This is a genomic window from Burkholderia sp. MSMB1498 (assembly GCF_001526245.1).
Classification (GTDB): domain Bacteria; phylum Pseudomonadota; class Gammaproteobacteria; order Burkholderiales; family Burkholderiaceae; genus Burkholderia; species Burkholderia savannae.
The window spans coordinates 1-23,155 of the sequence record NZ_LOYJ01000071.1; the positions used below are offsets into that span (position 1 = coordinate 1).

Genomic DNA, 23,155 nt, shown 5'->3' on the forward strand with positions numbered 1-23,155 from the left:
GCGCGGCTCGCGCGCTGGACGAACCTCGTCGATCTGTACCGCGCGCTGGGCGGCGGCTGGATCGAGCGCGCGGGCGACACGCCGCGCCCAGCGGATGCGCCCGTCGACTACGGACGTGCGGCGGCGCCCGCGGCGGCGTCGGCCGTGCCCGCCGCGTCCGCCGGCGCGACGACGGCCGGCTAAGCGGTCGCCCGCGCCGCTCGGCGAGCGAACGCGGTTGGTTCGCCCGTCGCGCGGTGCGTGAGCGGCGACGGATGCGTCGCCGCGTGAATGAAAAAACCCCGCGTTCTTCGGAACGCGGGGTTTTTGTTTGGCGGTCGCGATCCGATTCCCGCCGCCGTCGCGCCGCGTCGTCGATGCAACGTCGGCGCGGCCGCTGCGCGCGCAAGCGGCACGCCCGTATGTTCGGTCGGCGCTTCGACTGCCGCATGGGGCGAAAACGAGAAACGCCGCGAAACGAGCCGCGCCATGAAGACCGGATTGCTCGCGGGCTTTTCGCCGCGCGCTTCACGAAGCAGGGTAGTCGTTCGATTCGCGGCGCGCGGCGCCGTACGCCGTGCAATCGCCACGCGATGATCGGATCGAGGCCCGACTTCGGCGAGGCGATTCAACGCGCGGCGTTCGTGTTCGATTGCCTGCACGGCGGCACGGCGGCACGGCGGCACGGCGGCACGCCGCGCGCCGCGCGCCGTCGATTCAATGCAGATCGGCGGGCCTTCCGTCGAAGTCGCGGCCTGCGCGGCGGATGTCGCAGCGCGCGTCCTGTTCGCCCTTCATCCCGTTGAACACGAGATTGAGCACGACGGCCGACACCGACGCGAGCAGGATTCCGCTGTGAAGGATCGGCGCGAGCGCGGCGGGCAGCTTCGAGAAGAAGTTCGGCGACACGACGGGCACGAGGCCGAGGCCGATGCTCACCGCGACGATGAACAGATTGTGATGGTTGCGCACGAAATCGACTTTCGACAGCACCTTCACGCCGTTCGCGGCCACCATCCCGAACATCACGATGCCCGCGCCGCCGAGCACGAAGGGCGGCACCGACGCGACGAGCTGCGCCATCTTCGGAAAGAGGCCGAGCAGCACGAGGATCATGCCGCCCGTCGCGCAGACGAAGCGGCTCTTCACGCCGGTCACGCCGATCAGCCCGACGTTCTGCGAGAACGACGTGTGCGGAAACGAATTGAAGATGCCGCCGATCAGCGTGCCGAGCCCGTCGACGCGCAGGCCGCGCACGAGCGTGTCCTGATCGACGGGCCGCTCGACCATGTCGCCGACCGCGAGGAACATCCCGGTCGATTCGATGAACGTGACGAACATCACGATCACCATCGTCGCGATCGCCAACGGATCGAAATGCGGGAGTCCGAAATGGAACGGCGCGACGAAGCCGACCCACGGCGCCGCCGCGACGCCGTCGGTGTTCACGCGGCCCGCGGCGAACGCGATCGCGAAGCCGGCGACCATGCCGAGCAGCACCGAGATGTTCGCGACGAAGCCCCGGCCGAACTTGTTGATGAGGAGAATCAGCGCGAGCACGAGGAGCGACAGGCCGAGGTAGACGGGGTCGCCGTAGTTCGGATTGCCGACGCCGCCCGCCGCCCAGTTGATCCCGACTTCCATCAGCGACAGCCCGATCACCGAAATCACGGTGCCGACGACGACGGGCGGGAAGAATCGCAACAGCTTGCCGATCATCGGCGCGAGCACGATGCCGATCGCGCCCGCGGCGATCGTCGAGCCGAAGATGTCGAGGATGCCGAGGCCGGGGTTCGTGCCGATCGCGATCATCGGGCCGACGGCCGCGAACGTGCAGCCCATGATGACGGGCAGGCGGATGCCGAAGATACACACGCCGAGCGTCTGGATCAGCGTCGCGATCCCGCACGCGAACAGGTCCGCGCTGATCAGGAATGCGATCTGGTCTTTCGGCAGCTTGAGCGCGCCGCCGACGATGAGCGGCACCGCGACGGCGCCCGCGTACATGACGAGAACGTGCTGTAGCCCGAGCGTCAGCAGCTTGCCGGAAGGCAGCAGCTCATCGCACGGATGGACCGTGTTCGATTGCATCTGTCTCACTCCATGATCTTGTTTTGAAGATGGTTCAACGTTATGCGCATTGACGAATCGCAACAAGAGCGCTGGTTTCTATTCCGTGCTTTGCTGCGTCGATATGCGCGCCGTGCGTCGGACAGCGGTGCGTTCATCACGGGGGCCTGCGGCTGGAGTGGGTGTCCCGGTTTTATCGCCGTTCAATATTGATCGGTCGACGTCGCCAAATATCGTCTGGTTTATGGTCTGTATCGGCTGGCCGGCATAGTGGCCGCGCGCGATGCGCGAAAGCCGCACTGGGTTAACCCGCGACGAGCCGCTTCCAGCCGGCTTGAACGCGCATCCGGGCCGCGGATGCCGATCGTGCGGGCGCGGCCGGGCAGGGCGGTTATCATCGGCGTCGGCTCATTCGAATCCATGTTCCGTTATGCGATTTCTCGGCATCGATCTGGGGACCGGTTCTCTCAAGCTCGCGATCGTCGACGGCGACGGCCGCGTGCGCGCGTCGTCGGGCGCCGCGTATGCGGTCGCGACGCCGCAGCCCGGCTGGGCGGAGATCGACGTCGCCGCGTGGTGGCGCGCGCTCGTCGACGCGGCCAGGCGGCTGCCCGAGCACGAGCGCGCGCAGGTGCGGGCGATCGGCTTGTCGGGGCAGATGCACGGCGTCGTGCTGGCCGACGCGTGCGGCCGCGCGCTGCGGCCCGCGATGCTGTGGCCGGACGCGCGCGCGACCGCGCTCGTCGCGCGCTGGCCCGCGTCGCCGAATCCCGTGTCGCCGGGCATGGCGGGGCCGCTTCTCGCGTGGCTCGCCGCGCACGAGCCGGATGTGCCGCGCGCCGCGCGCTGGGCGCTGCAGCCGAAGGACTGGCTGCGCGTCGCGCTGGGCGGCGACGTCGCGAGCGATCCGTCCGACGCGTGCGCGACCGCGCTCGCCGGCCCGGACGGAGACTGGGACGATGCGCTGATCGCATCGCTCGGCCTGCCGCGCGCGCTGTTCGCCGCGCCGCGTGCATCGGATGCGCGGTGCGGCGCGTTGTCGGCCGACGCGGCGCGCGCGCTCGGGCTGCCGGCAGACGTCGCGCTCGCGACGGGCGCGGGCGATACGCCGTGCGCGGCGCTCGGCAGCGGCCTCGCGCGCGACGGCGACGCGCTGCTGACGACCGGCACGGGCGGCCAGATTGTCGTGCTGACCGCGCAGGGCGCCGCGCCGCGCGCGGGCCTGCACCGTTATCGTGCGGCGGGCGGCGCGCGCTATTACACGATGGCCGCGATGCAGAACGTCGGGATCGCGCTCGAATCGGCGCGCGGCTGGCTCGTCTATCCGGATTGGCGCGCCGCGTACGACGATGCGTTCGGCGCTCACGCGGCCGCGCAGATCAGCTTCCTGCCGTACCTGACGGGCGAACGCTCGCCGTGGATGAATCCCGCCGCGCGCGGCGGCTGGCTCGGCCTGTCGCTCGGCGATTCGCGCGGCGCTTTGATGCGCGCTGCGTTCGAGGGCGTCGCGTTCGCGCTGCGCGCGGGGCTCGATGCGATCCGCGCGGACGGCTCGCCCGTGCGCGCGCTGCGGCTTGCGGGCGGCGGCTCGGTCGATCCGCGCTGGCGGCAACTGCTGGCCGACGCGCTCGACGTCGAACTGCACGCAGTCGACGGCGCGGACGCCGCCGCGCGCGGTGCGGCGCTGCTCGGCGGCGTCGCCGCGGAACACTGGCGCGCGACGGAGCTCGTCGCGCTCGGGCCGGGCGCGACATGCGTCGCCAAGCCCGGGCACGATGCCGCGCTCGCCGCACGCCATGCGCGCTTCGTCGATCTGTATCGGCGGACCGAAGCGTGGTTCGACACGGGCATTTGAATATGGCCGCCGCTGCGGCGGGCGGCGATGCCGATTCGGCCCGTGCGATGTGATCATTGTCGTGAACGCGATGCGTGCGCCGCGTGCGCCGCGTCGACGCGGTGCCGCGGGGAAGGCCGGGGTACCGCGGCGGCGCAGGCGTTTTTGCCGGCAGCATGCTCGGAGATCGGTGGTTCGGCACGGGCGCGCAAGCGTTGCCGGGGTGTTGCCGGTGCGTTGCGGTTGCGTTGCGGTTGCGTTGGCGGGGCGGCGACGGTGATGCCGGTCGGCGCGACACGCGCGTCGTCGTCGAATCGACGTATGCGCCGCGCGAATTGCATCGCCGCCGCGCCGCCGGCAAGACCGGACGGCGGCGGCGCGGGGCGCGCCGCCGGGAGCGGTCCGTCCGGGATTCCGGGAACCGTCGCCGCGCTCGCCGCGGCCCGCGCTTCAGTCCGTGAAGTCCGCGCCTTCGCTCGCGGCCGCGTCGCGTACGCCGGTGCCCGAGAAACGTTCGCGGTAAGCGCCGGGCGTCACGCCGAGGCGGCGCACGAACACGCGCCGCAGTTGATCGTCGGAATGGAACCCGCTGCGCACGGCGACCGTCTTGAGCGGCAGTTCCTCCTGCTCGAGCATGCGGCGCGCCTTTTCGAGCCGTGCGATTTCGATGAATTCGGCCGGGCGATAGCCGGTTTCCCGCACGAAGACGCGGATGAAGTTGCGCTCGCTCATCGCGGCGCGCTTCGCGAGCTGCGCGACGCTCAGACGCTCGCCGAGCGAATTCAGAATCCAGTCCTGAACGTCGCGGATCGACGAATGCGCGGTCATCTGGCTCGCCAGATACACGCTGAACTGCGATTGTCCGCCGGGCCGCTTCAGATAGATCACGAGATCGCGCGCGACGGCGAGCGCGATGTCGCGGCCGAGATCCTCCTCGACCATCGCGAGCGCGAGATCGAGGCCGGCCGTCACGCCCGCCGACGTCCACACGTTGCCTTCCCGCACGAAAATGGCGTCGGGTTCCACCTTCACGGCCGGATAGCGCGCCTGCAGCGTGTGGGCGACGCTCCAGTGCGTCGTCGCGCGGCGGCCGTCGAGCATCCCGGACTCGGCGAGAAAGAAGCAGCCCGAGCACAGCCCCACCATCCGGCCGATCCTGCCCGACACGTCGCGGCACCATCCGACGAGCATCGACGTGTCGCGCAGCGCGCGCTCGATATCCCGCGCGCCGACGACGATCGCCGTGTCCGGCACGGCGAGGGTGTCGATCGCCTTGGTCGCTTCGAGCACGATGAGGGTGTCGGACTTGACCGCGCCCTTCGCGGGCGCGGCGATCTGCAGATCGTAGACGGGCGGGAGCCCGGCGGCCGCGAGCCGCGCGTTCGCGTAATCGAACACGTTGATGACGCCGACGGCCTCGATCGCCTTGAATCCCGGATAGATCACGACATCGACGGTCGTCGTGCGATGTCGGAGGGGAATTTCCGCTGCCATGCTGCTTCACCATCGACTTGCCGAGACCGCGCCGATCTTAACCCACTTCATCGGTCGGGACGATCGCTTGCCGCGCCACGCCACGCCACGCCACGCCGCGTAGCGTAGCGGCGCACGGTTGCCTCGCTCGCGATTGCCGTCGCTCGCGAGCATGTCCGGCCGGCGGGCGCGGCCGGGGCCGGCGTTGGGCGCGATGCGCGCTTCGTCCGGCGAGCATCGCCCCTTGATCGCCGGCGCGCATGCGCGGGCTGCTCGCGCGCCTTCGCCGTCTGCGGCGCTCGTCCGCGTTCATTTCGTTCGCCCGTCTTTGCGCCGTTCAGCCGTGTTGTGCCGATCACGCCGCTGACGGCCGGCCGCGCATTCGCGAGTTGGGGTGCAATCACGGGCCGCGCATTCGGCCGGCGCACGCGCGCGCTCGGCCGCACGCAGGGCGGCGCGAGCGGAACGGCCGCCGCGACGGCCGCCGGGCCCTGACAACTTTCCGCCGATTCCTGCCAATTTCCCACCCGCTGCCGCCGGGCCGGCCGCGCATGCGGATACACTTTGGGACACTCAACCCAGTTATTTCTCCGGAGAACACGCATGAAAACGAAAGCCGCGATCGCCTGGAAGGCGGGCGAACCGCTGACGATCGAAGAAGTCGATCTCGACGGTCCGCGCGCGGGCGAGGTGCTGATCGAAGTGAAGGCGACGGGCATCTGCCACACCGACTACTACACGCTGTCCGGCGCGGACCCGGAAGGCATCTTCCCGGCGATCCTCGGGCACGAGGGCGCGGGCGTCGTCGTCGACGTCGGGCCGGGCGTCGGTACAGTGAAGAAGGGCGATCACGTGATTCCGCTCTACACGCCCGAATGCCGCGAGTGCAAGTTCTGCCTGTCGCGCAAGACGAACCTGTGCCAGAAGATCCGCGCGACGCAAGGGCGCGGCCTGATGCCGGACGCGACGTCGCGCTTCTCGATCGGCGGCAAGCCGATCTTCCACTACATGGGCACGTCGACGTTCTCGAACTACATCGTCGTCCCCGAGATCGCGGTCGCGAAGGTGCGCGAGGACGCGCCGTTCGACAAGATCTGCTACATCGGCTGCGGCGTGACGACGGGCGTGGGCGCGGTGGTGTACTCGGCGAAGGTCGAGGCGGGCGCGAACGTCGTGGTGTTCGGCCTCGGCGGGATAGGCCTCAATGTGATCCAGGGCGCGAGGATGGTGGGCGCGGACAAGATCATCGGCGTCGACATCAACCCGAAGCGCGTCGAGCTCGCGAAGAAGTTCGGGATGACGCACTTCGTCAATCCGAACGAGGTCGAGAACGTGGTCGATCACATCGTGCAGCTCACGGACGGCGGCGCGGACTATTCGTTCGAATGCATCGGCAACGTGAAGGTGATGCGCCAGGCGCTCGAGTGCACGCACAAGGGCTGGGGCCAGTCTTTCATCATCGGCGTCGCGGCGGCGGGCGAGGAGATCAGCACGCGGCCGTTCCAGCTCGTGACGGGCCGCGAATGGAAGGGCTCGGCGTTCGGCGGCGCGCGCGGCCGCACCGACGTGCCGAAGATCGTCGACTGGTACATGGAAGGCAAGCTCAACATCGACGATCTGATCACGCACACGCTGCCGCTCGAGAAGATCAACGACGGCTTCGACCTGATGAAGACGGGCGAATCGATTCGCTCGGTGGTGCTGTATTGATCGCGGGCTTCGGATGGGAGCGGGCGCGGCGCACAAGTCAGCGCAGCGTCCGTTCGGCATCCGAGCGACGGCTTCGGATGGGAGCGGCGCGCGAAGCGCTGGGCTGGGGCCGACGCCGACGCGCTCCCGGCTTTGCAGGGGCCGGACCCGGCGCTCGGTCGCTCGCTTCGGCCGACGTCCGGCCGATATCCGGCCGATATCCGGCTGACATGCGCGCTGCGGCGCCAACCGCTCTGAACGGGATCGGACTCGGCGCTCGGGCGCCGGGTCGACAGGAGAGAACGATGCTTGAACTCGTTTCGTCGCATGCATGTCATGGCGGCGAGCAGCGCTTCTATCGGCACGAATCGAAGACGATCGGACTGCCGATGAAGTTCTCCGCGTACCTGCCGCCGCAGGCGGTGCACGGCCGCGTGCCGGCGCTGTTCTACCTCGCGGGGCTCACGTGCACGGAAGAGACGTTCGCGATCAAGGCGGGCGCGCAGCGTTTCGCCGCGCAGCACGGGATCGCGCTCGTTGCGCCCGACACGAGCCCGCGCGGCGCGGGCGTGCCGGGCGAGGCCGACGCGTGGGACTTCGGCGTCGGCGCGGGCTTCTACGTGAATGCGACCGAGGCGCCGTGGGCCGCGCACTGGCGGATGGATTCGTACGTCGTCGACGAGCTGCGCGAGATCGCGACGGCCGAGCTGCCGATCGACGGCGCGCGGCTCGGCATCTTCGGCCACTCGATGGGCGGCCACGGCGCGCTCGTGCTCGCGCTGCGCAATCCGCACGTGTATCGGTCGGTGTCGGCGTTCGCGCCGATCGCCGCGCCGTCGCGCTGCCCGTGGGGCGAGAAGGCGTTGTCCGGCTATCTGGGCGCCGATCGCGCAGCGTGGAAGCAGTACGACGCGAGCGAACTCGTCGCGCGCGCGGGCGCGAAGCGTTTCGACGAAGGCATCCTGATCGATCAGGGGCTCGCCGACCAGTTCCTGCCGACGCAACTGAACCCGGACGTGTTCGAAGCCGCGTGCCGCGCGGCGGGACAGCCGCTCACGCTGCGCCGCCACGAAGGCTACGACCACGGTTATTACTTCATCTCGACGTTCATCGCCGATCACATCGCGCATCACGCGCGCGTGCTGGGGCGATGAACCGATGAGCGCGCGATAAGCTCAATAAGCCCAGCCCGATCGCGCGCCGCGATGCGGCAACGAAAAGCCCGCACGGCTCGAAGGAGCGGTGCGGGCTTTTTTCATCGGCCGGGCGCGGCGCGCGACGGCACGGCAGGACACCACGCGTGACGGCACGGCGCGCGCTGCCGCGCGCGTCATCGCGCGCCGTCGCGCGTCACGCGTGACGCCGTCTTCCGACGAGGCTCGCGCCGTACACGGCCGCCGACAGCGCGGTGATCCAGAAGCTCGTCGGCCAGTCGGTGTAGTACGCGAGCGTGATGCCGAGCCATGCCTGGCCGAGCGCGAACGCGGCCGCGAGCCAGACGCCCGTCGACAGGCGCGCCGCGAGGTTTTGCGCGGCAGCGGCCGGCCCGACGAGCAGCGTGAACACGAGCAGCACGCCGACGATCTGCGTGCATGCGGCGACGGCGAGCGCGCAGATCGACAGGAACAGGATCGACACGAGCCGCAGCGACACGCCTTTCGCCTCCGCGAGCTCCGGCTGCAGCGACGCGAAGAGGAGCGGGCGCGCGATCGCCGCGAGCGCGGCGAGGCTCACGGCGCCGATCGCGGCGAGCACGACGAGCGTCGCGTGGCTCACGCCGAGCACGTTGCCGAACAGGAGCGCCGTGACCTGCGTCGCATAGCTCGTGTAGAAATGCAGGAACAGCAAGCCGCACCCGAGCGCGACGGACAGGGTCACGCCGATCGCGACGTCGCGGCCCGCGAGCCGCTCGCCGAGCGCGCCCATGCTGATGCCCGCGGCGAGCGTGAAGCCGATCATCCCCCAGATCGGCGACAGGCCGAAGAGCGCCGCGCCCGTCGCGCCGGTGAAGCCGACGTGCGACAGCGCGTGGCCCGCGAACGTCTGCCCGCGCAGCACGAGGAAATAGCCGACGACGCCCGCGAGCACGGCGACGATCCCCGCCGCCGCGAACGCGTTGATCATGAATTCGTATTCAAACATCGTGTGTGCGCCTGCCGCCGTGTGAACGCGCATGCCCGCGGCCGTGCGCGTGATCGTGGCCGTGGCCATGATCGTGGTCGTGCTCGTCCTCGTGCCCGTGATCGTGCTTCTCGACTTCGACGTCGCCCGACATCACGAAGATGCGGCCGTTCACGCGCATCACGTCGATCGGCGAGCCGTACAGGCGCGACAGCACGGGCTTCGTGATCACCTCGTCGACGGTGCCGAGCGCCGCGACGCCGTTGCCGAGATACAGCACGCGGTCGAGCGCGTTCAAGAGCGGATTGAGCTCGTGCGCGGAGAACAGCACGGTGATGCCGAGCTCGCGCTGCACGCGCCGCACGAGCTCGACGACGCCGCGCTGATGGTTCGGATCGAGGCTGATGAGCGGCTCGTCGAGCAGCAGGAGCTTCGGCGCGCCGAGCAGGCATTGCGCGAGCAGCAGGCGCTGGCGCTCGCCGCCCGACAGCTCGGACAGCGGCCGCTTCGCGAGCGCCGTCGCGCCGACGAGCTCGAGCACGCGGTCGACGTCGGCGGCGATCGCGGCGCTCGCGTGGGGCAGCCCCCAGCGATGGCCGTCCGCCGCCGTCGCGACGAAATCGCGGCCGCGCACGCGGCGTCCGGCGAGCGCGCTGCGAACCTGCGGCATGTAGCCGATCGCCGGATTGCCGCGCGCGACGGGCTCGCCCGCGACGCGAATCGAGCCGGATTGCGCGGGCACGAGGCCGAGCAGCGCGCGCATCAGCGTCGTCTTGCCCGCGCCGTTCGGCCCGAGCACGCCGACGAATTCGCCCGGCTCGACGGCGAAGCTCGCGTCGCGCAGGATCGTGCGGCCGCCGAGCGCGAGCGTCACGTGATCGAGTTCGAGCGCATGCCTGGGGTGGGTCATGTCGTGGCCGTTGCTAGACGTTCGTTACGGGCGCTGGCCGAGCGCCGCCGCGAGCGCGTCGAGCTGGGCGAGCATCCATTGCTGGAAGGTCTTGCCGGCGGGCTGCGTCTCGGTGACGCTCACGCTCGGCACGCGCGCGTCCTGCGCGAGCTTCAACATCCGCTTCGTCATCGGCTCGACCGCCTGGCTGTTGTAGATCAGCACGCGCACCTGGCGCTTCTTCAGATCGTTCTCGAACGCGGCGACGTCGGCGGGGCTCGCCTCGGTATTGTTCATCGTCGCGAGCTGGAAGCGCTGGTTGCGCATGTCGAGCCCGATCGCGTCGGCCATGTAGCCGAACACGGGCTCCGTCGCGGTCACGGGCGCGCCCTTGTAGCGTGCGCGCAGCTCGGCGACCTTCGCGTCGACCGGCTTCATCGACGCGACGAACTTCGCCAGATTCGCGTCGTACTCGGCCTTGTGCGCGGGGTCCGCCGAGCCGAGCGCCGCGGCGAGCGCGCGCGCGGCGGCGGGCATCGTCGCCGGGTCGTACCACAGGTGCGGGTTGTCGCCCGCCTTCCTGCCGACGAGCTCGGCGACGACGACGATCGTGCGCTTCGCGTTCTTCGACGCGGCGAGGAGCTTCGCCATCCACGGATCGTAGTCGGCGCCGTTGTAGATCACGAGGTCCGCGCGCTGCAGCTCGCGCGCGACCTTCGGGCTCGCTTCGAACAGATGCGGGTCCTGATCCGGATTGCTGAGGACGCTCGACACCGCGACGTGCGCGCCGCCGATCTGCTTCGCGACGTCGCCGTAGAAATTCTCGGCGGCGACGATCTTGACGGCCGCGTTCTGCGCGAACGCGGCGCCCGCGAACGCGAGCGCGGCGGCCCCGGCGGCGAGCGCGCGCGCCGCGCGCAGCAGCGGCGACGAGCGAAGCGTGAGCGGCGAGCGCGCCGGGCGCGACGAAGGGGCAAGCGCGCGCAGCGGCGCGCGCGACGTGGCGGCAAGGGTCATGCGGTCGATCCTCGATTCGGTTGACGAGATGAAAAGCCGGAAAAACAGCCGGAAAGCGCGGCGCAAGGACGCAACGGACGGCTCAGCCGTGGGGCGCGTGCTTCGTCTTGCACTGCCCGCACAGGCCGGTGAGCTCGACGACCTGCCGGTGCACCTCGAAGCCGTGCGCGGGCGGGCTCGCCGACAGCTGCTTGGCGAGATCGCCGCCCGGAATCTCGACGGTCTCGCCGCATTCCTCGCAGATCAGGAACTGCCCTTCGTGCGGCTTGCTGATCTCGCAGCAGGCGATGAACGCGTTCTTCGATTCGATCCGGTGGATGAAGCCGTGCTCGACGAGAAACTCGAGCGCGCGGTAGACGGTCGTCGGCGGCACGCGGCCGCGCTGCGGCTCGAGCTCGGCGAGCAGATCGTATGCGCCGATCGGCCGGCCGGCGGCGAGCACGTGCTCGTAGACCTGCCGGCGCAGCGGCGTCCACGCGAGCCCGTGCTCGGCGGCGAACGCGTCGGCGCGGGAAAGGCGGGCGGCGAGGGAGTGGGTCGAGGCCATCGTGCGAACCGGTCGGGCGGGAGATGCGTGATGATATAACGTATCCGGGCGCGCTGCATCCCCGCGCCGCACATCCCGCCGCAACCCCTGCAAGCCTTGTCCCGTCTGGGCCGCCCGCCTCCGCGATGCGGCGGCGCATCATCGAAAGACCGATTTTCCGTCTTGACAGTGCCGGCTTCGTGGCCGATCATTCGTTCGCAATCAGAGCAAATGATCGGTTAGTGAGCGAACGCTCGGTTTCGCGGCCGGCGGCGCGACGTATAACGAATCCGAATCGGAGACACCAGTGAGACTGCAGCGGAAAGTCGCGATCCTGACGGGCGCGGCAAGCGGTATCGGCGAAGCGGTGGCGCGACGCTATCTGGCAGAGGGCGCGCATTGCGTGCTCGTCGATCTGAAACCGGCCGACGGCTCCCTCGCGCGGCTCGTCGACGCGCATCCCGGCCGCGCGGTCGCCGTGCCGGCGGACGTCACGCGCCGCGACGACATCGCGCGCATCGTCGCCACGGCCGTCGAGCGCTTCGGCGGCGTCGACATTCTCTTCAACAACGCGGCGCTGTTCGACATGCGCCCGCTCCTCGACGATTCGTGGGACGTGTTCGATCGCCTGTTCGCGGTCAACGTGAAGGGCATGTTCTTCCTGATGCAGGCGGTTGCGCAGCGCATGGTCGAGCAGGGGCGCGGCGGCAAGATCATCAACATGTCGTCGCAGGCGGGACGCCGCGGCGAGGCGCTCGTGTCGCACTACTGCGCGACGAAGGCCGCGGTGCTGAGCTACACGCAGTCGGCCGCGCTCGCGCTCGCCAAGCACCGGATCAACGTGAACGGGATCGCGCCCGGCGTGGTCGACACGCCGATGTGGGAGCAGGTCGACGCGCTCTTCGCGCGCTACGAGAACCGTCCGCTCGGCGAGAAGAAGCGGCTCGTCGGCGAAGCGGTGCCGCTCGGCCGGATGGGCGTGCCCGATGATCTCGCCGGCGCGGCGCTCTTTCTCGCCTCGGCGGACGCCGACTACATCACCGCCCAGACGCTGAACGTCGACGGCGGCAACTGGATGAGCTGACATCATGGCCGCGATCGTCGTCGCGGGCGAACTGCTCGCCGAATTCGTCGCCGCGAAGCGCGGCCAGGGCTTCGACGCGCCGGGCGAGTTCGCCGGCCCGTTCCCGAGCGGCGCGCCCGCGATCTTCGCCGATCAGGCGGCGCGCATGGGCGCGTCGGTCGCGTATGCGGGCTGCGTCGGCCGCGATGCGTTCGGCGACGCGATCGTCGCGCGGCTCGCGGGCCACGGCGTCGACGTCGCGCGCATTCGCCGCGCCGCGCGGCCGACCGGCATCGCGTGCGTCGCGTATCGCGCGGACGGCGGCCGGCAATTCGTATTCAGCATCGAAGGCAGCGCGAGCGCGCTGCTCGAGCCGGCCGACGTCGATGCGTCGATGTTCGCCGGCTGCCGCTATTTCCACGTGATGGGCTCGTCGCTCACGAGCGAGAACGCGATCGCCGCGGTGAAGCGCGGCGTGATCGAGGCGGCGCGCGTCGGCGCGAAGATCTCGTTCGATCCGAACGTGCGCGCCGAGATGCTCGCTTTCGAGCCGATGCGCGCGGCGCTTCACGAGCTGCTCGACGCGTGCCACCTGTTCCTGCCGAGCGAAGTCGATCTGCCGTACTTTTGCGGGCCGCAGCCCGCCGAGCGCGCGATCGCGGGGCTGCTCGCGACGCATCCGCTGCTCGAGCGCGTCGTGCTCAAGCGCGGCGCGGCGGGCAGCGCCGCGTTCGACCGCACGGGCAGCGTCGCCGCGCCCGCGTACGCGACCGCCGAAGTCGATCCGACCGGCGCGGGCGACTGTTTCGGCGGCACGTTCGTCGCCGGCGCGATCGCGGGGCTGCCGGTGGCGACCGCCCTCATGCGCGCGAACGCGGCGGGCGCGCTCGCGGTGTCGCGCATCGGGCCGATGGAGGGCAACAGCATGCCGGACGACATCGACCGTTTTCTCGCCGAGCGGGGTGTGCGATGCGCGGCGTGAACGCGATCGCGCAACGTCCGCGCGCGAGCGGCCACGTGCAGCTCTTGCGCGAGATCTTCGACGCGAACCGCGCAGGCCGCGCGAGCGGCATCTATTCGGTGTGCAGCGCGCATCGCCTCGTGCTCGAAGCGGCGCTCGAGGCGGCGCGCGCCGACGAATCGCCGCTGCTCGTCGAGGCCACCTGCAATCAGGTCAATCACCGCGGCGGCTATACCGGGATGACGCCCGCGGATTTTCGCCGCGACGTCGACTCGCTCGCGCGTGAAGCGGGCTTTCCGGCGCAGGCGCTGATTCTCGGCGGCGATCATCTCGGCCCGAATCCGTGGCGGCACCTGGCCGCGCGCGACGCGATGCGCGAGGCGCGGGCGATGGTCGCCGCGTATGTGGCCGCCGGCTTCACGAAGATTCATCTCGACGCGAGCATGGCGTGCGCGGACGACGCCGCGCCGCTGCCCGACGCGACGATCGCCGAGCGCGCCGCGCAACTGTGCGCGGCCGCCGAAGAAGCGGCGGCCGGCGCCGGCGTGTCGCCCGTCTACGTGGTCGGTACCGAAGTGCCGACGCCGGGGGGCGAGGTGAGCGCGGCGCAGACGGAAACGGCAAACGATCCGGATGACGAAGCAAATCCGCCTGCGCGCCATGCGCGCGGCGGCGCGGCGGCCGACGACGGCGCGTTCGCGCGGATCGACGTCACGCGCGCGGCGAGCGTGAGCGCCACGCTCGCCGCGCACCGCGACGCGTTCGCGCGACATGGCTTGCTGGACGCGTGGTCGCGCGTGATCGCGATCGTCGCGCAGCCGGGCGTCGACTTCGACGATCGCCGCGTGCTCGACTACGATCCGGTGCGCGCGGCCGAGCTCGGCGCGAGCGTGCTGCGCGCGCCGGGCCTCGTGTTCGAGGCGCATTCGACCGACTATCAGACGGAAGGCGCGCTCGCCGCGCTCGTGCGCGATCACTTCGCGATCCTGAAGGTTGGCCCGGCGCTGACCTTCGCGCTGCGCGAGGCGTTGTTCGCGCTCACTTACATCGAGGATGCGCTCTTCGACGACGCGTCAGAGCGCTCGCAGCTGCGCGACGTGATCGACGCGGCGATGCGCGAGCGCCCCGAATACTGGGCGCCTTACTACCGCGGCGACGCGCTCGCGCAGCGGCTCGCGCGCCAGTTCAGCTACAGTGACCGGATTCGCTATTACTGGCTGCAGCCCGCCGTCGCGGCGGCGCTCGATCGCCTGCTCGACAACCTCGCGCGCCGCGCGCCGCCCGAGACGCTCGTCGCGCAATGGCTGCCCGACGCGTACGCGGCATGCCGGCGCGGCGAGCTCGCGCGCGAGCCGGTCGCATGGGTGCGCCATCGCATCCGGGACGTGATCTCGCGCTACGCGCGCGCGTGCGCAATGCAGCAAGGCGCTTGAAGCAGCCTGCCCGACAGGCGGCAACACGAAATCAAAACAGGAGACATGCCATGCAACGAAAGCCGTTCATCGCCGCCGCCGCACGCGTTGCCGCCGGCGCCGCGCTCGCGTCGTCGGCGCTCGCCGCGCACGCGGCGACGCTGACGATCGCGACGCTCAATAACCCGGACATGATCGAGCTGAAGAAGCTCTCGTCCGCGTTCGAGAAGGCGAACCCGGACATCCGGCTCAACTGGGTGATCCTCGAGGAGAACGTGCTGCGCCAGCGCGCGACGACGGACATCACGACGGGCAGCGGCCAGTTCGACGTGATGGCGATCGGCACGTACGAAGCGCCGCAGTGGGGCAAGCGCGGCTGGCTCGCGCCGATGACGAACCTCTCCGCCGATTACGATCTGAACGACGTGATCAAGACGGCGCGCGACTCGCTGTCGTACAACGGCCAACTGTATGCGTTGCCGTTCTACGTCGAGAGCTCGATGACGTTCTACCGCAAGGACCTGTTCGCGGCGAAGGGCCTGAAGATGCCCGAGCAGCCGACCTACGACCAGATCGCCGAATTCGCCGACAAGCTCACCGACCGCGCGAGCGGCACGTACGGAATCTGCCTGCGCGGCAAGGCGGGCTGGGGCGAGAACATGGCGTACGTGTCGACGGTCGTCAACACGTTCGGCGGCCGCTGGTTCGACGAGAACTGGAACGCGCAGCTCACGTCGCCCGAGTGGAAGAAGGCGATCAACTTCTACGTGAATCTGCTGAAGAAGAACGGGCCGCCCGGCGCGAGCTCGAACGGCTTCAACGAGAACCTGACGCTCACCGCGTCGGGCAAGTGCGCGATGTGGATCGACGCGACGGTCGCGGCGGGCATGCTGTACAACAGGCAGCAATCGCAGGTGGCGGACAAGATCGGCTTCGCGGCGGCGCCCGTGGCCGTCACGCCGAAGGGCTCGCACTGGCTGTGGGCGTGGGCGCTCGCGATCCCGAAGACATCGAAGCAGCAGGACGCGGCGAAGAAGTTCATCGCGTGGGCGACGTCGAAGCAATACGTCGAAATGGCCGGCAAGGACGAGGGCTGGGCGTCGGTGCCGCCCGGCACGCGCCAGTCGACGTATCAGCGCGCCGAGTACAAGGCCGCCGCGCCGTTCTCCGACTTCGTGCTGAAGGCGATCCAGACCGCCGATCCGAACGATCCGTCGCTGAAGAAGGTGCCGTACACGGGCGTGCAGTATGTCGGGATTCCTGAATTCCAGTCGTTCGGCACCGTCGTCGGCCAGGCGATCGCGGGCGCGGTGGCGGGGCAGATGAGCGTCGACCAGGCGCTCGCGGCGGGACAAGCCGCGGCGGATCGCGCGGTGCGCCAGGCCGGCTATCGGAAGTGAAGCGCCGCGCGCGCGGCGTGGCGCTCCTCGCGGGCGCGGCGCGCACGGCATCGCAGCAACGCGGGCGCGCGGCGGTGCGCTCGCCCGCGCATCGAAAGAGGTGGTTCCGATCATGCGTCACTTACGTCTTCCTCTCGCTCACTCGGCGCCGCTCGGCGATGCGGGGCCCGCCGCCGACGAGCGCGCGCGCGGCAAGCCGGCGCGCTGGCTCGTGACGCCGTCCGTCGCCGTGCTGTTCCTGTGGATGGCGATTCCGCTCGCGATGACGATCTGGTTCTCGCTCACGCGCTACAACCTGCTGAATCCCGACGTCAAGGGTTTCGCCGGCCTCGACAACTACCGCTTCCTCGCAACCGATCCGTCGTTCTTGCCGGCGATCTGGCACACGCTCGCGCTGATCGGCTCGGTGCTCGCGATCACGGTCGCGGGCGGCGTGCTGATGGCGGTGCTGTTCGATCGCAAGTTTTACGGGCAGGGCGTCGCGCGCCTGTTCGCGATCGCGCCGTTCTTCGTGATGCCGACGGTGTCGGCGCTCATCTGGAAGAACATGATCCTGCATCCGGTGTACGGGCTCGTCGCGCGCGCGATGCGCGCGCTCGGCATGCAGCCGATCGACTGGTTCGCGCAGTATCCGCTCGCGTCGATCGTGATGATCGTCGCGTGGCAGTGGCTGCCGTTCGCGTTCCTGATTCTGTTCACCGCGATCCAGTCGCTCGACCAGGAGCAGAAGGAGGCCGCGCGGATCGACGGCGCGGGCCCGATCGCGATGTTCTTCTACATCACGCTGCCGCACCTGAAGCGCGCGATCGCGGTCGTCGTGATGATGGAGACGATCTTCCTGCTGTCGATCTTCGCGGAAATCTACACGACGACGGGCGGCGGCCCGGGCGACGCGACGACGAACCTGTCGTACCTGATCTACGCGCTCGGCCTGCAGCAGTTCGACGTCGGGCTCGCGTCGGCGGGCGGCATTCTCGCCGTCGTGCTCGCGAACGTCGTGTCGTTCTTCCTCGTGAGAATGCTCGCGCGGAATCTGAAAGGGGAGTACGAAGCATGAGCGATCTGACCGCATCGACCACACACGGCGCGTCGCGCGGCGCGGGCGGCGGGCTGCCCGCCGCGCTCGGCGCCGCGAAGCGCGCGCTGCCGGGCGTGCTCGCATGGCTCGTCGCGCTCGCGCTGTTCTTTCCGATCTTCTGGATGGCGATCACCGCGTTCAAGACCGAGCAGCAGGCGTATTCGTCCGCGCTCTTCTTCGTGCCGACGCTCGACAGCTTCCGCGAGGTATTCGCGCGCAGCAACTATTTCGCGTTCGCGTGGAACTCGGTGCTGATCTCGGCGGGCGTCACGGTGATCTGCCTGCTGCTCGCCGTGCCCGCCGCGTACGCGATGGCGTTCTTTCCGGCCAAGCGCACGCAGAAAGTGCTGCTGTGGATGCTGTCGACGAAGATGATGCCGTCCGTCGGCGTGCTCGTGCCGATCTATCTGATGTGGAAGAACGCGGGCCTGCTCGACACCGTGTCCGGGCTCGTGATCGTCTACACGCTGATCAATCTGCCGATCGCGGTGTGGATGACGTTCACGTATTTCAACGAGATCCCGAAGGACATCCTCGAGGCGGGGCGCATCGACGGCGCGTCGACGTGGCAGGAAATCGTCTATCTGCTGATGCCGATGGCGCTGCCCGGCCTCGCGTCGACCGCGCTGCTGCTCGTGATCCTGTCGTGGAACGAAGCATTCTGGAGCATCAACCTGTCGAGCTCGAACGCCGCGCCGCTCACGGTGTTCATCGCGTCGTACTCGAGCCCCGAAGGGCTCTTCTGGGCGAAGCTGTCGGCGGCGTCGCTGCTCGCCGTCGCGCCGATTCTCGTCGTCGGCTGGCTGTCGCAGAAGCAGCTCGTGCGCGGCCTCACGTTCGGGGCGGTCAAATGACGGCGCATGCGAGCGGCGCGCGCGCGCTCGTCTGCGATTGCGACGGCGTGCTGATCGACAGCGAGGCGATCGCGGCCGACGTGCTCGTGCGCGAGCTCGAGGCGCGCTGGCCGGGCGTCGCGGTGCGGCCGATCGTGATGCCGCTCCTCGGCCTGCGCACGGAGCGCGTGCTCGACAGCGCGAGCGCGCGCGCGGGCCGCGCGCTCGCCGATTCGGATGTCGAAGCGATTCGGCGCAGCGTCGAGGCGGCGGCCGTCGAGGCGCCCGTCGTCGACGGCATCGACGCGGCGCTCGCGCGAATCGATCTGACGATCGCGTGCGCGAGCAACAGCCGCCGGCATTACGTCGACGCCGCGCTGCGACGCACGGGCCTCAAGCGTTTCTTCGGCGAACGAATCTTCTGCGCGGACGGCGTCGCGCGGCCGAAGCCCGCGCCCGACGTTTATCTGGCCGCCGCGCACACGCTCGGCGTCGCGCCGTCGCGATGCCTCGTCGTCGAGGACAGCGCGACGGGCGTGACGGCCGCATCGGCGGCCGGCATGACGGTGCTCGGCTTCGTCGGCGGCGGCCACGCGTCGCCGTCGCATGTGTGCGCGCTGCGCGGCATCGGCGCGCGGCGCGTGTTCGACGACATGCGCGAGCTGCCCGGACTCGTCGCGCAGTGGGTCGAGACGGGCGCGGTCGAGCCGCATTGAACGATCGTGCCGCGCGCGCATGGCGCGCCGCGCGGCCGCACAACTGAACGGAGACAAATCATGGCAAGCGTGCTCCTGCGCAACATCGGCAAGCGCTACGACGACAACGAAGTGCTGCGCAACGTGAACCTCGACATCGCGGACGGCGAGTTCGTCGTGTTCGTCGGGCCGAGCGGCTGCGGAAAATCCACGCTGATGCGGATGATCGCCGGGCTCGAGGACATCACGAGCGGCGATCTGCTGATCGACGGCGCGAAGGTCAACGACGCGCCGAGCGCGAAGCGCGGCATCGCGATGGTGTTCCAGTCGTACGCGCTCTATCCGCACATGACGCTCTACGACAACATGGCGTTCGGCCTGAAGCTCGCGGGCGCGAAGAAGCAGGAGATCGACGACGCGGTGAAGCAGGCCGCGAAGATCCTGCACATCGATCATCTGCTCGACAGGAAGCCCAAGCAGCTCTCGGGCGGGCAGCGGCAGCGCGTCGCGATCGGCCGCGCGATCACGAGAAAGCCGAAGGTGTTCCTGTTCGACGAGCCGCTGTCGAACCTCGACGCGGCGCTGCGCGTGAAGATGCGGCTCGAGTTCGCGCGGCTGCACGACGAGCTGAAGACGACGATGATCTACGTGACGCATGATCAGGTCGAGGCGATGACGCTCGCCGACAAGATCGTCGTGCTGTCGGCGGGCAGCGTGCAGCAGGTCGGCACGCCGAACGCGCTGTATCACGCGCCGGCGAACCAGTTCGTCGCCGGCTTCATCGGCTCGCCGAAGATGAACTTTCTCGCGGGCGCGATCGAATCGGCATCGGCCGACGGCGCGCTCGTGCGCTTCGCGACGGGCGAGACGCAGCGCGTCGGCGTCGATGCGGCGAGGCTGCGCGCTGGCGAGCGCGTGACGGTCGGCATTCGGCCCGAGCATCTGCAGGTCGGCGTCGCGGGCGGCGACGGCATCGTCGCTCGGACGATGGCCGTCGAATCGCTCGGCGACGCCGCGTATCTGTACGCGGAGTCGGCGGTTGCGCCGGACGGGTTGATCGCGCGCATTCCGCCGCTCGACACGCATCGCGCGGGCGAGATGCTGCGCGTCGGCGCACAGCCCGAGCATTGCCATCTGTTCGACGCAGACGGGCGCGCGCTCGAGCGCAAGCCGAAGCGCGCGCTGGCGGCTTGACGCGACGGCGAAGGCGCACATGCTGGTTCGTGACGTGACGTGACGTGACGTGACGTGACGTGATGCGATGCGTCGGGCTCGGCGCCGCCTTTCACGCCGGCCGAAGCGCACGCGAGCGAGCCAGGCCGCGTGCGCGATGCGCGCGACGCGACGCCGCCCGCGCGCCGTCGCGATCACGCGAGCAGCTTGGGATCGCGTTTGCCGTACTTGATCGAGCGCTCGTCGGCGACCATCAGCCCGGTGTTCTCGTCGCGCCCTTGCAGCACGAGCCGCGCGTTCTTCGCGCCGATCTGCTCGGCCGCCTTGCGGCTGTCGAGGCCGATCTCGCCTTTCTTCATCCGGTTGACGATCACGCCGACGGCGGTATCGTCGAAGTCGCGCAGCATCCATGCGTCGCCGTCGCTGTCGCCGAACACGAGAAGCGGCCCGTAGCCCTTCTTCGCCTGCAGTTCGCGGCGAATGCCGACCGTCTTGCCCGGCCCGTAGTTGAAATGCCAGTCCGGCAGGTATTCGTTCACGTACTTGCCGTCGGCCGTCACGAGCCGCATGCCGATCACGTTCTCGGCGGGCACGCCGTAGCCGAACGCCGGGTGGCCCGCGAACACGCGCACGACGTCGTCGAGCGACGCGGTGCTGACGTACACGTCGATGCCGTTCGAGCGCAGCGTGTCCATCACCGCGCGAATTTCCTCGTGGATGCGGATGCCGTGGAAGTGCGTCGCGGCGATGACGCCCGCTCGGCCCGGCAGCACGCGCGAGCTCTCGTACGTGACTTTGCGCAGCGCGTCGCCGAGATTCGCGACGTTGCTGTCGAACGCCATCGTCTGCAGTTCGTCGCGCGTCATGCCCGCGTACCAGTACATGATCCACTTGTAGCCGATCTCGACGGGATACGTGTCGCAGATCGCGTCGTACATGAAGTACAGCTTCGCGCGGAAATCCTTGAACTGCTCGCTGCGGCGGATCTCGTCGAGCGGCTTGTCGCCGGCGAGGCCCCGGTAGTTCGCGTGCAGCCAGCGATAGTCGGCGTCGACGTCGGCGGCGATGTCCTCCATGCGCACCGGCTTGCCGTCGACCGTCGTGTAGCCGAGCTTCGCATCGAACGGGCCGTCGGGCACGCCCTGGCGCAGGATCGCGGAGAACTGCTCGGGCGTGAGCCGGTAATGCAGCCCGTCGATCTGGTGCATCAGCAACGCCTCTTCGCAGTCGTTCATGATGCTCGTGTTGTCCCAGTCGAACACCGCGTACGGGCGGCGGTCGGCGCGGTAGCGCGCGCCCGTCGAGCCGTGCTCGGCGAGCACCGCGCGCAGCCGCGCGACGTTGTTCGGCGACCAGCGGCCCGGTGTGAGCGAGAGCGGGGCCGCGGGCGCGTCGGATGCGGCGCGCGCGGGGGACCATGCGGCGGCCGCGAGCGCGGCCGAGGCGCTCGCGACCGAGCGCACGAAGTGTCGACGTCCTGTTTTCATCGAGTTCTCCGAAGGGGATTCGCACGCCGAAGCCGGGCGGGTTGCGCGGCCGCCCGCTGAGCCGCCGGAACAGGCGGGTGCCGCTCAGCATCGTTGCCCATAAAACGAATCGCCCGACAAAATCGGACATCCATGTGTCGAAATGCGACCGGGGCGGCGGCGCGCGCGGCTTCGCGCGGCCGGTTCGGGGAAATCCGTGGATATGTGTCGACGTGCGGGCGGTATCGGCACCGGCATTGGCCCGGCATCGGCACCAGCGCTAGCATCGGCATCGGCATCCGCATCCGCATCCGCATCCGCATCGGCATCGGCATCGGCATCGGCATCGGCATCGGCATCGGCATCGGCCGCGCCGAGTACGAGCACGAGCACGGGCGCGAGCCATCCGATCGCGCGCGGCCGGCGCGTCTCCATTCGCTCGCGGCCGGCGGCCGGCCGCGCCGCGGGAAATCCGTTGCTCGTCCCGTGCGGGCCGATCGACGACGTGCGGACAACGCGCGCGCCTGGCCTACGCGAACATGCGCCCGGCGATGAAATCGACGAACGCGCGCAGCTTCGGCGAAGCGTGCCGCCCCGACGGCCATAGCACGTAGAACGACTGCGAGCGCTCGACGTATGCGTCGAGCGCCGTGCGCAGCCGGCCGCTCGCGAGCTCGTCGCGCACGGCGAATTCCGGCACGCATGCAATGCCGCGCCCGCGCAACGCGAAGCACACGCGCGTCTCGACGTTGTTGCAGATCATCGACGTCGGCAGCTCGACGTCGGCGTCGCCGGGCGCGGGCCGCAGCGGCCAGCGCTCCAGCTTGCCGCTGCTCGGAAAGCGATAGTGGAGGCATGCGTGGCGCGCGAGATCGGCGGGCGTGTCCGGCGCGCCGTGACGCGCGAAATAATCGGGCGAGCCGACGATGACCTGCTTGTACGTGCCGAGCAGCCGCGACGACAGCCGCGAATCGCGCGGCTCGCCGCCGCGCACGACCGCGTCGAAGCCTTCGTCGATCACGTCGACGAGCCGATCGGTGAAATCGAGGTCGAGCAGGATGTCCGGGTAGGCCGCCATGAAGTCGGCGAGCACGGGCAGCACGGGCGCGCTGATCGCGGGCAGGCTCACGCGCAGCCGGCCGCTCGGCGCGTGCGCGCTGCGCGACAGCTCCTGCTCGGCTTGCTCGATTTCCGCGAGCACGCGCCGGCACCGCTCGAGAAAGCGCGCGCCCTCGGCCGTCAGCGCGATGCTGCGCGTGCTGCGATGAAAGAGCCGCACGTTCAGCCGCGCTTCGAGCCGCGCGATCCGCTTGCCGACGGCCGATGCGGATACGCCCAGCGCGCGGGCCGCCGCGACGAAGCTGCGAGTCTCCGCGACCTGCACGAACACGACGAACCCGCTCAGACTCTCCATTCGATCGCTCCCGATTGCGGACATCGATGTCCGCAGTGTCAGGAACTCTATCCTAGTTTTTC

The 23,155-nt window shown here is 69.7% G+C and carries 20 protein-coding genes and 1 pseudogene; 13 read left to right on the forward strand and 8 right to left on the reverse strand.

Features of this window, described 5'->3' with window-relative positions; all coding sequences use genetic code 11:
- Window positions 1–183 (forward strand): annotated as a pseudogene (locus WS91_RS15705) (multidrug transporter); the annotation flags it as partial.
- Between the two features lie 513 nt (window positions 184–696).
- Here the strand turns inward: WS91_RS15705 and WS91_RS15715 are convergent.
- Complete coding sequence (locus WS91_RS15715) at window positions 697–2,070, reverse strand: nucleobase:cation symporter-2 family protein (RefSeq protein WP_059670571.1); 1,374 nt, start codon at window positions 2,068–2,070, stop codon at window positions 697–699.
- A 409-nt stretch (window positions 2,071–2,479) separates the two neighbouring features.
- Here WS91_RS15715 and WS91_RS15720 point away from each other — a divergent pair, with 409 nt between their 5' ends.
- Window positions 2,480–3,904: a xylulokinase gene (locus WS91_RS15720; protein WP_059670572.1), complete on the forward strand. Its 1,425-nt coding sequence runs from the start codon at window positions 2,480–2,482 to the stop codon at window positions 3,902–3,904.
- Between the two features lie 429 nt (window positions 3,905–4,333).
- Here WS91_RS15720 and WS91_RS15725 read toward each other — a convergent pair whose 3' ends face one another.
- Window positions 4,334–5,377 (reverse strand): GlxA family transcriptional regulator, encoded by a 1,044-nt coding sequence (locus WS91_RS15725; RefSeq protein WP_038750863.1) that lies wholly within the window; start codon window positions 5,375–5,377, stop codon window positions 4,334–4,336.
- A 582-nt stretch (window positions 5,378–5,959) separates the two neighbouring features.
- Here WS91_RS15725 and WS91_RS15730 point away from each other — a divergent pair.
- Window positions 5,960–7,066 carry an S-(hydroxymethyl)glutathione dehydrogenase/class III alcohol dehydrogenase gene (locus WS91_RS15730; protein ID WP_038750861.1) on the forward strand — a complete coding sequence of 369 codons (1,107 nt, stop codon included), beginning with the start codon at window positions 5,960–5,962 and terminating at the stop codon, window positions 7,064–7,066.
- A 284-nt stretch (window positions 7,067–7,350) separates the two neighbouring features.
- Window positions 7,351–8,199 carry an S-formylglutathione hydrolase gene (gene fghA, locus WS91_RS15735; RefSeq protein ID WP_059670573.1) on the forward strand — a complete coding sequence of 283 codons (849 nt, stop codon included), beginning with the start codon at window positions 7,351–7,353 and terminating at the stop codon, window positions 8,197–8,199.
- 196 nt (window positions 8,200–8,395) lie between these two features.
- On the opposite strand, the gene WS91_RS15740 is transcribed toward fghA, so the two are convergent.
- The 4 genes from WS91_RS15740 to WS91_RS15755 all read right to left on the reverse strand — a co-directional run bounded on the left by WS91_RS15740 (window position 8,396) and on the right by WS91_RS15755 (window position 11,619).
- A complete protein-coding gene (locus WS91_RS15740; RefSeq protein WP_038750884.1) occupies window positions 8,396–9,187 on the reverse strand; it encodes a metal ABC transporter permease in 792 nt (263 codons plus the stop codon).
- The gene (locus WS91_RS15745) at window positions 9,180–10,076 is read right to left on the reverse strand and encodes an ABC transporter ATP-binding protein (RefSeq protein ID WP_038750858.1); all 897 of its coding nucleotides are present in this window, start codon (window positions 10,074–10,076) and stop codon (window positions 9,180–9,182) included. Before WS91_RS15745 ends, WS91_RS15740 begins: the two co-directional genes overlap by 8 nt.
- 24 nt (window positions 10,077–10,100) lie before the next feature.
- A complete protein-coding gene (locus tag WS91_RS15750) occupies window positions 10,101–11,072 on the reverse strand; it encodes a metal ABC transporter solute-binding protein, Zn/Mn family (RefSeq protein ID WP_038750856.1) in 972 nt (323 codons plus the stop codon).
- A gap of 82 nt (window positions 11,073–11,154) precedes the next feature.
- Complete coding sequence (locus WS91_RS15755; protein ID WP_038750855.1) at window positions 11,155–11,619, reverse strand: Fur family transcriptional regulator; 465 nt, start codon at window positions 11,617–11,619, stop codon at window positions 11,155–11,157.
- 286 nt (window positions 11,620–11,905) lie between these two features.
- Between WS91_RS15755 and WS91_RS15760 the strand changes: the two genes are divergently transcribed.
- The 8 genes from WS91_RS15760 (at window position 11,906) to WS91_RS15795 (ending at window position 20,234) form a co-directional block, all read left to right on the forward strand.
- Window positions 11,906–12,682, forward strand: a complete 777-nt coding sequence (locus WS91_RS15760) for an L-iditol 2-dehydrogenase (RefSeq protein ID WP_059670574.1) — start codon at window positions 11,906–11,908, stop codon at window positions 12,680–12,682.
- A 4-nt stretch (window positions 12,683–12,686) separates the two neighbouring features.
- Window positions 12,687–13,643: a sugar kinase gene (locus tag WS91_RS15765; protein ID WP_038750851.1), complete on the forward strand. Its 957-nt coding sequence runs from the start codon at window positions 12,687–12,689 to the stop codon at window positions 13,641–13,643.
- Window positions 13,631–15,055 carry a D-tagatose-bisphosphate aldolase, class II, non-catalytic subunit gene (locus WS91_RS15770; protein WP_059670575.1) on the forward strand — a complete coding sequence of 475 codons (1,425 nt, stop codon included), beginning with the start codon at window positions 13,631–13,633 and terminating at the stop codon, window positions 15,053–15,055. The genes WS91_RS15765 and WS91_RS15770 overlap by 13 nt, the downstream gene beginning before the upstream one ends.
- A 50-nt stretch (window positions 15,056–15,105) precedes the next feature.
- A complete protein-coding gene (locus WS91_RS15775) occupies window positions 15,106–16,434 on the forward strand; it encodes an ABC transporter substrate-binding protein (RefSeq protein WP_059581344.1) in 1,329 nt (442 codons plus the stop codon).
- Between the two features lie 112 nt (window positions 16,435–16,546).
- On the forward strand, window positions 16,547–17,491 hold the full coding sequence (locus WS91_RS15780; protein ID WP_038750846.1) for a carbohydrate ABC transporter permease: 945 nt from the start codon (window positions 16,547–16,549) through the stop codon (window positions 17,489–17,491).
- On the forward strand, window positions 17,488–18,366 hold the full coding sequence (locus tag WS91_RS15785) for a carbohydrate ABC transporter permease (RefSeq protein WP_059581348.1): 879 nt from the start codon (window positions 17,488–17,490) through the stop codon (window positions 18,364–18,366). The genes WS91_RS15780 and WS91_RS15785 overlap by 4 nt, the downstream gene beginning before the upstream one ends.
- Complete coding sequence (locus WS91_RS15790) at window positions 18,363–19,061, forward strand: HAD family hydrolase (RefSeq protein WP_038750842.1); 699 nt, start codon at window positions 18,363–18,365, stop codon at window positions 19,059–19,061. The genes WS91_RS15785 and WS91_RS15790 overlap by 4 nt, the downstream gene beginning before the upstream one ends.
- A 60-nt stretch (window positions 19,062–19,121) precedes the next feature.
- Window positions 19,122–20,234 (forward strand): ABC transporter ATP-binding protein, encoded by a 1,113-nt coding sequence (locus WS91_RS15795; protein WP_038750840.1) that lies wholly within the window; start codon window positions 19,122–19,124, stop codon window positions 20,232–20,234.
- A gap of 173 nt (window positions 20,235–20,407) precedes the next feature.
- On the opposite strand, the gene WS91_RS15800 is transcribed toward WS91_RS15795, so the two are convergent.
- Entirely contained in the window at window positions 20,408–21,700 is a 1,293-nt protein-coding gene (locus tag WS91_RS15800) for a haloacid dehalogenase-like hydrolase (protein WP_059581356.1), read from the reverse strand.
- A gap of 204 nt (window positions 21,701–21,904) precedes the next feature.
- Here WS91_RS15800 and WS91_RS36865 point away from each other — a divergent pair, with 204 nt between their 5' ends.
- Window positions 21,905–22,234, forward strand: coding sequence for a hypothetical protein (locus WS91_RS36865; RefSeq protein ID WP_059670576.1), 330 nt, complete (start codon window positions 21,905–21,907; stop codon window positions 22,232–22,234).
- Here the strand turns inward: WS91_RS36865 and WS91_RS15810 are convergent.
- Window positions 22,209–23,093, reverse strand: a complete 885-nt coding sequence (locus WS91_RS15810) for a LysR family transcriptional regulator (RefSeq protein ID WP_038750831.1) — start codon at window positions 23,091–23,093, stop codon at window positions 22,209–22,211. The two genes, WS91_RS36865 and WS91_RS15810, sit on opposite strands and share 26 nt — an antisense overlap.
- Window positions 23,094–23,155: the final 62 nt, after the last annotated feature.

Coding starts and splice junctions, on each gene's coding strand:
- WS91_RS15715 (WP_059670571.1), bottom strand. CDS start 2,070: ATGCAATCGAACACGGTCCATCCGTGCGATGAGCTGCTGCCTTCCGGC.
- WS91_RS15720 (WP_059670572.1), top strand. CDS start 2,480: ATGCGATTTCTCGGCATCGATCTGGGGACCGGTTCTCTCAAGCTCGCG.
- WS91_RS15725 (WP_038750863.1), bottom strand. CDS start 5,377: ATGGCAGCGGAAATTCCCCTCCGACATCGCACGACGACCGTCGATGTC.
- WS91_RS15730 (WP_038750861.1), top strand. CDS start 5,960: ATGAAAACGAAAGCCGCGATCGCCTGGAAGGCGGGCGAACCGCTGACG.
- fghA (WP_059670573.1), top strand. CDS start 7,351: ATGCTTGAACTCGTTTCGTCGCATGCATGTCATGGCGGCGAGCAGCGC.
- WS91_RS15740 (WP_038750884.1), bottom strand. CDS start 9,187: ATGTTTGAATACGAATTCATGATCAACGCGTTCGCGGCGGCGGGGATC.
- WS91_RS15745 (WP_038750858.1), bottom strand. CDS start 10,076: ATGACCCACCCCAGGCATGCGCTCGAACTCGATCACGTGACGCTCGCG.
- WS91_RS15750 (WP_038750856.1), bottom strand. CDS start 11,072: ATGACCCTTGCCGCCACGTCGCGCGCGCCGCTGCGCGCGCTTGCCCCT.
- WS91_RS15755 (WP_038750855.1), bottom strand. CDS start 11,619: ATGGCCTCGACCCACTCCCTCGCCGCCCGCCTTTCCCGCGCCGACGCG.
- WS91_RS15765 (WP_038750851.1), top strand. CDS start 12,687: ATGGCCGCGATCGTCGTCGCGGGCGAACTGCTCGCCGAATTCGTCGCC.
- WS91_RS15770 (WP_059670575.1), top strand. CDS start 13,631: ATGCGCGGCGTGAACGCGATCGCGCAACGTCCGCGCGCGAGCGGCCAC.
- WS91_RS15775 (WP_059581344.1), top strand. CDS start 15,106: ATGCAACGAAAGCCGTTCATCGCCGCCGCCGCACGCGTTGCCGCCGGC.
- WS91_RS15780 (WP_038750846.1), top strand. CDS start 16,547: ATGCGTCACTTACGTCTTCCTCTCGCTCACTCGGCGCCGCTCGGCGAT.
- WS91_RS15785 (WP_059581348.1), top strand. CDS start 17,488: ATGAGCGATCTGACCGCATCGACCACACACGGCGCGTCGCGCGGCGCG.
- WS91_RS15790 (WP_038750842.1), top strand. CDS start 18,363: ATGACGGCGCATGCGAGCGGCGCGCGCGCGCTCGTCTGCGATTGCGAC.
- WS91_RS15795 (WP_038750840.1), top strand. CDS start 19,122: ATGGCAAGCGTGCTCCTGCGCAACATCGGCAAGCGCTACGACGACAAC.
- WS91_RS15800 (WP_059581356.1), bottom strand. CDS start 21,700: ATGAAAACAGGACGTCGACACTTCGTGCGCTCGGTCGCGAGCGCCTCG.
- WS91_RS15810 (WP_038750831.1), bottom strand. CDS start 23,093: ATGGAGAGTCTGAGCGGGTTCGTCGTGTTCGTGCAGGTCGCGGAGACT.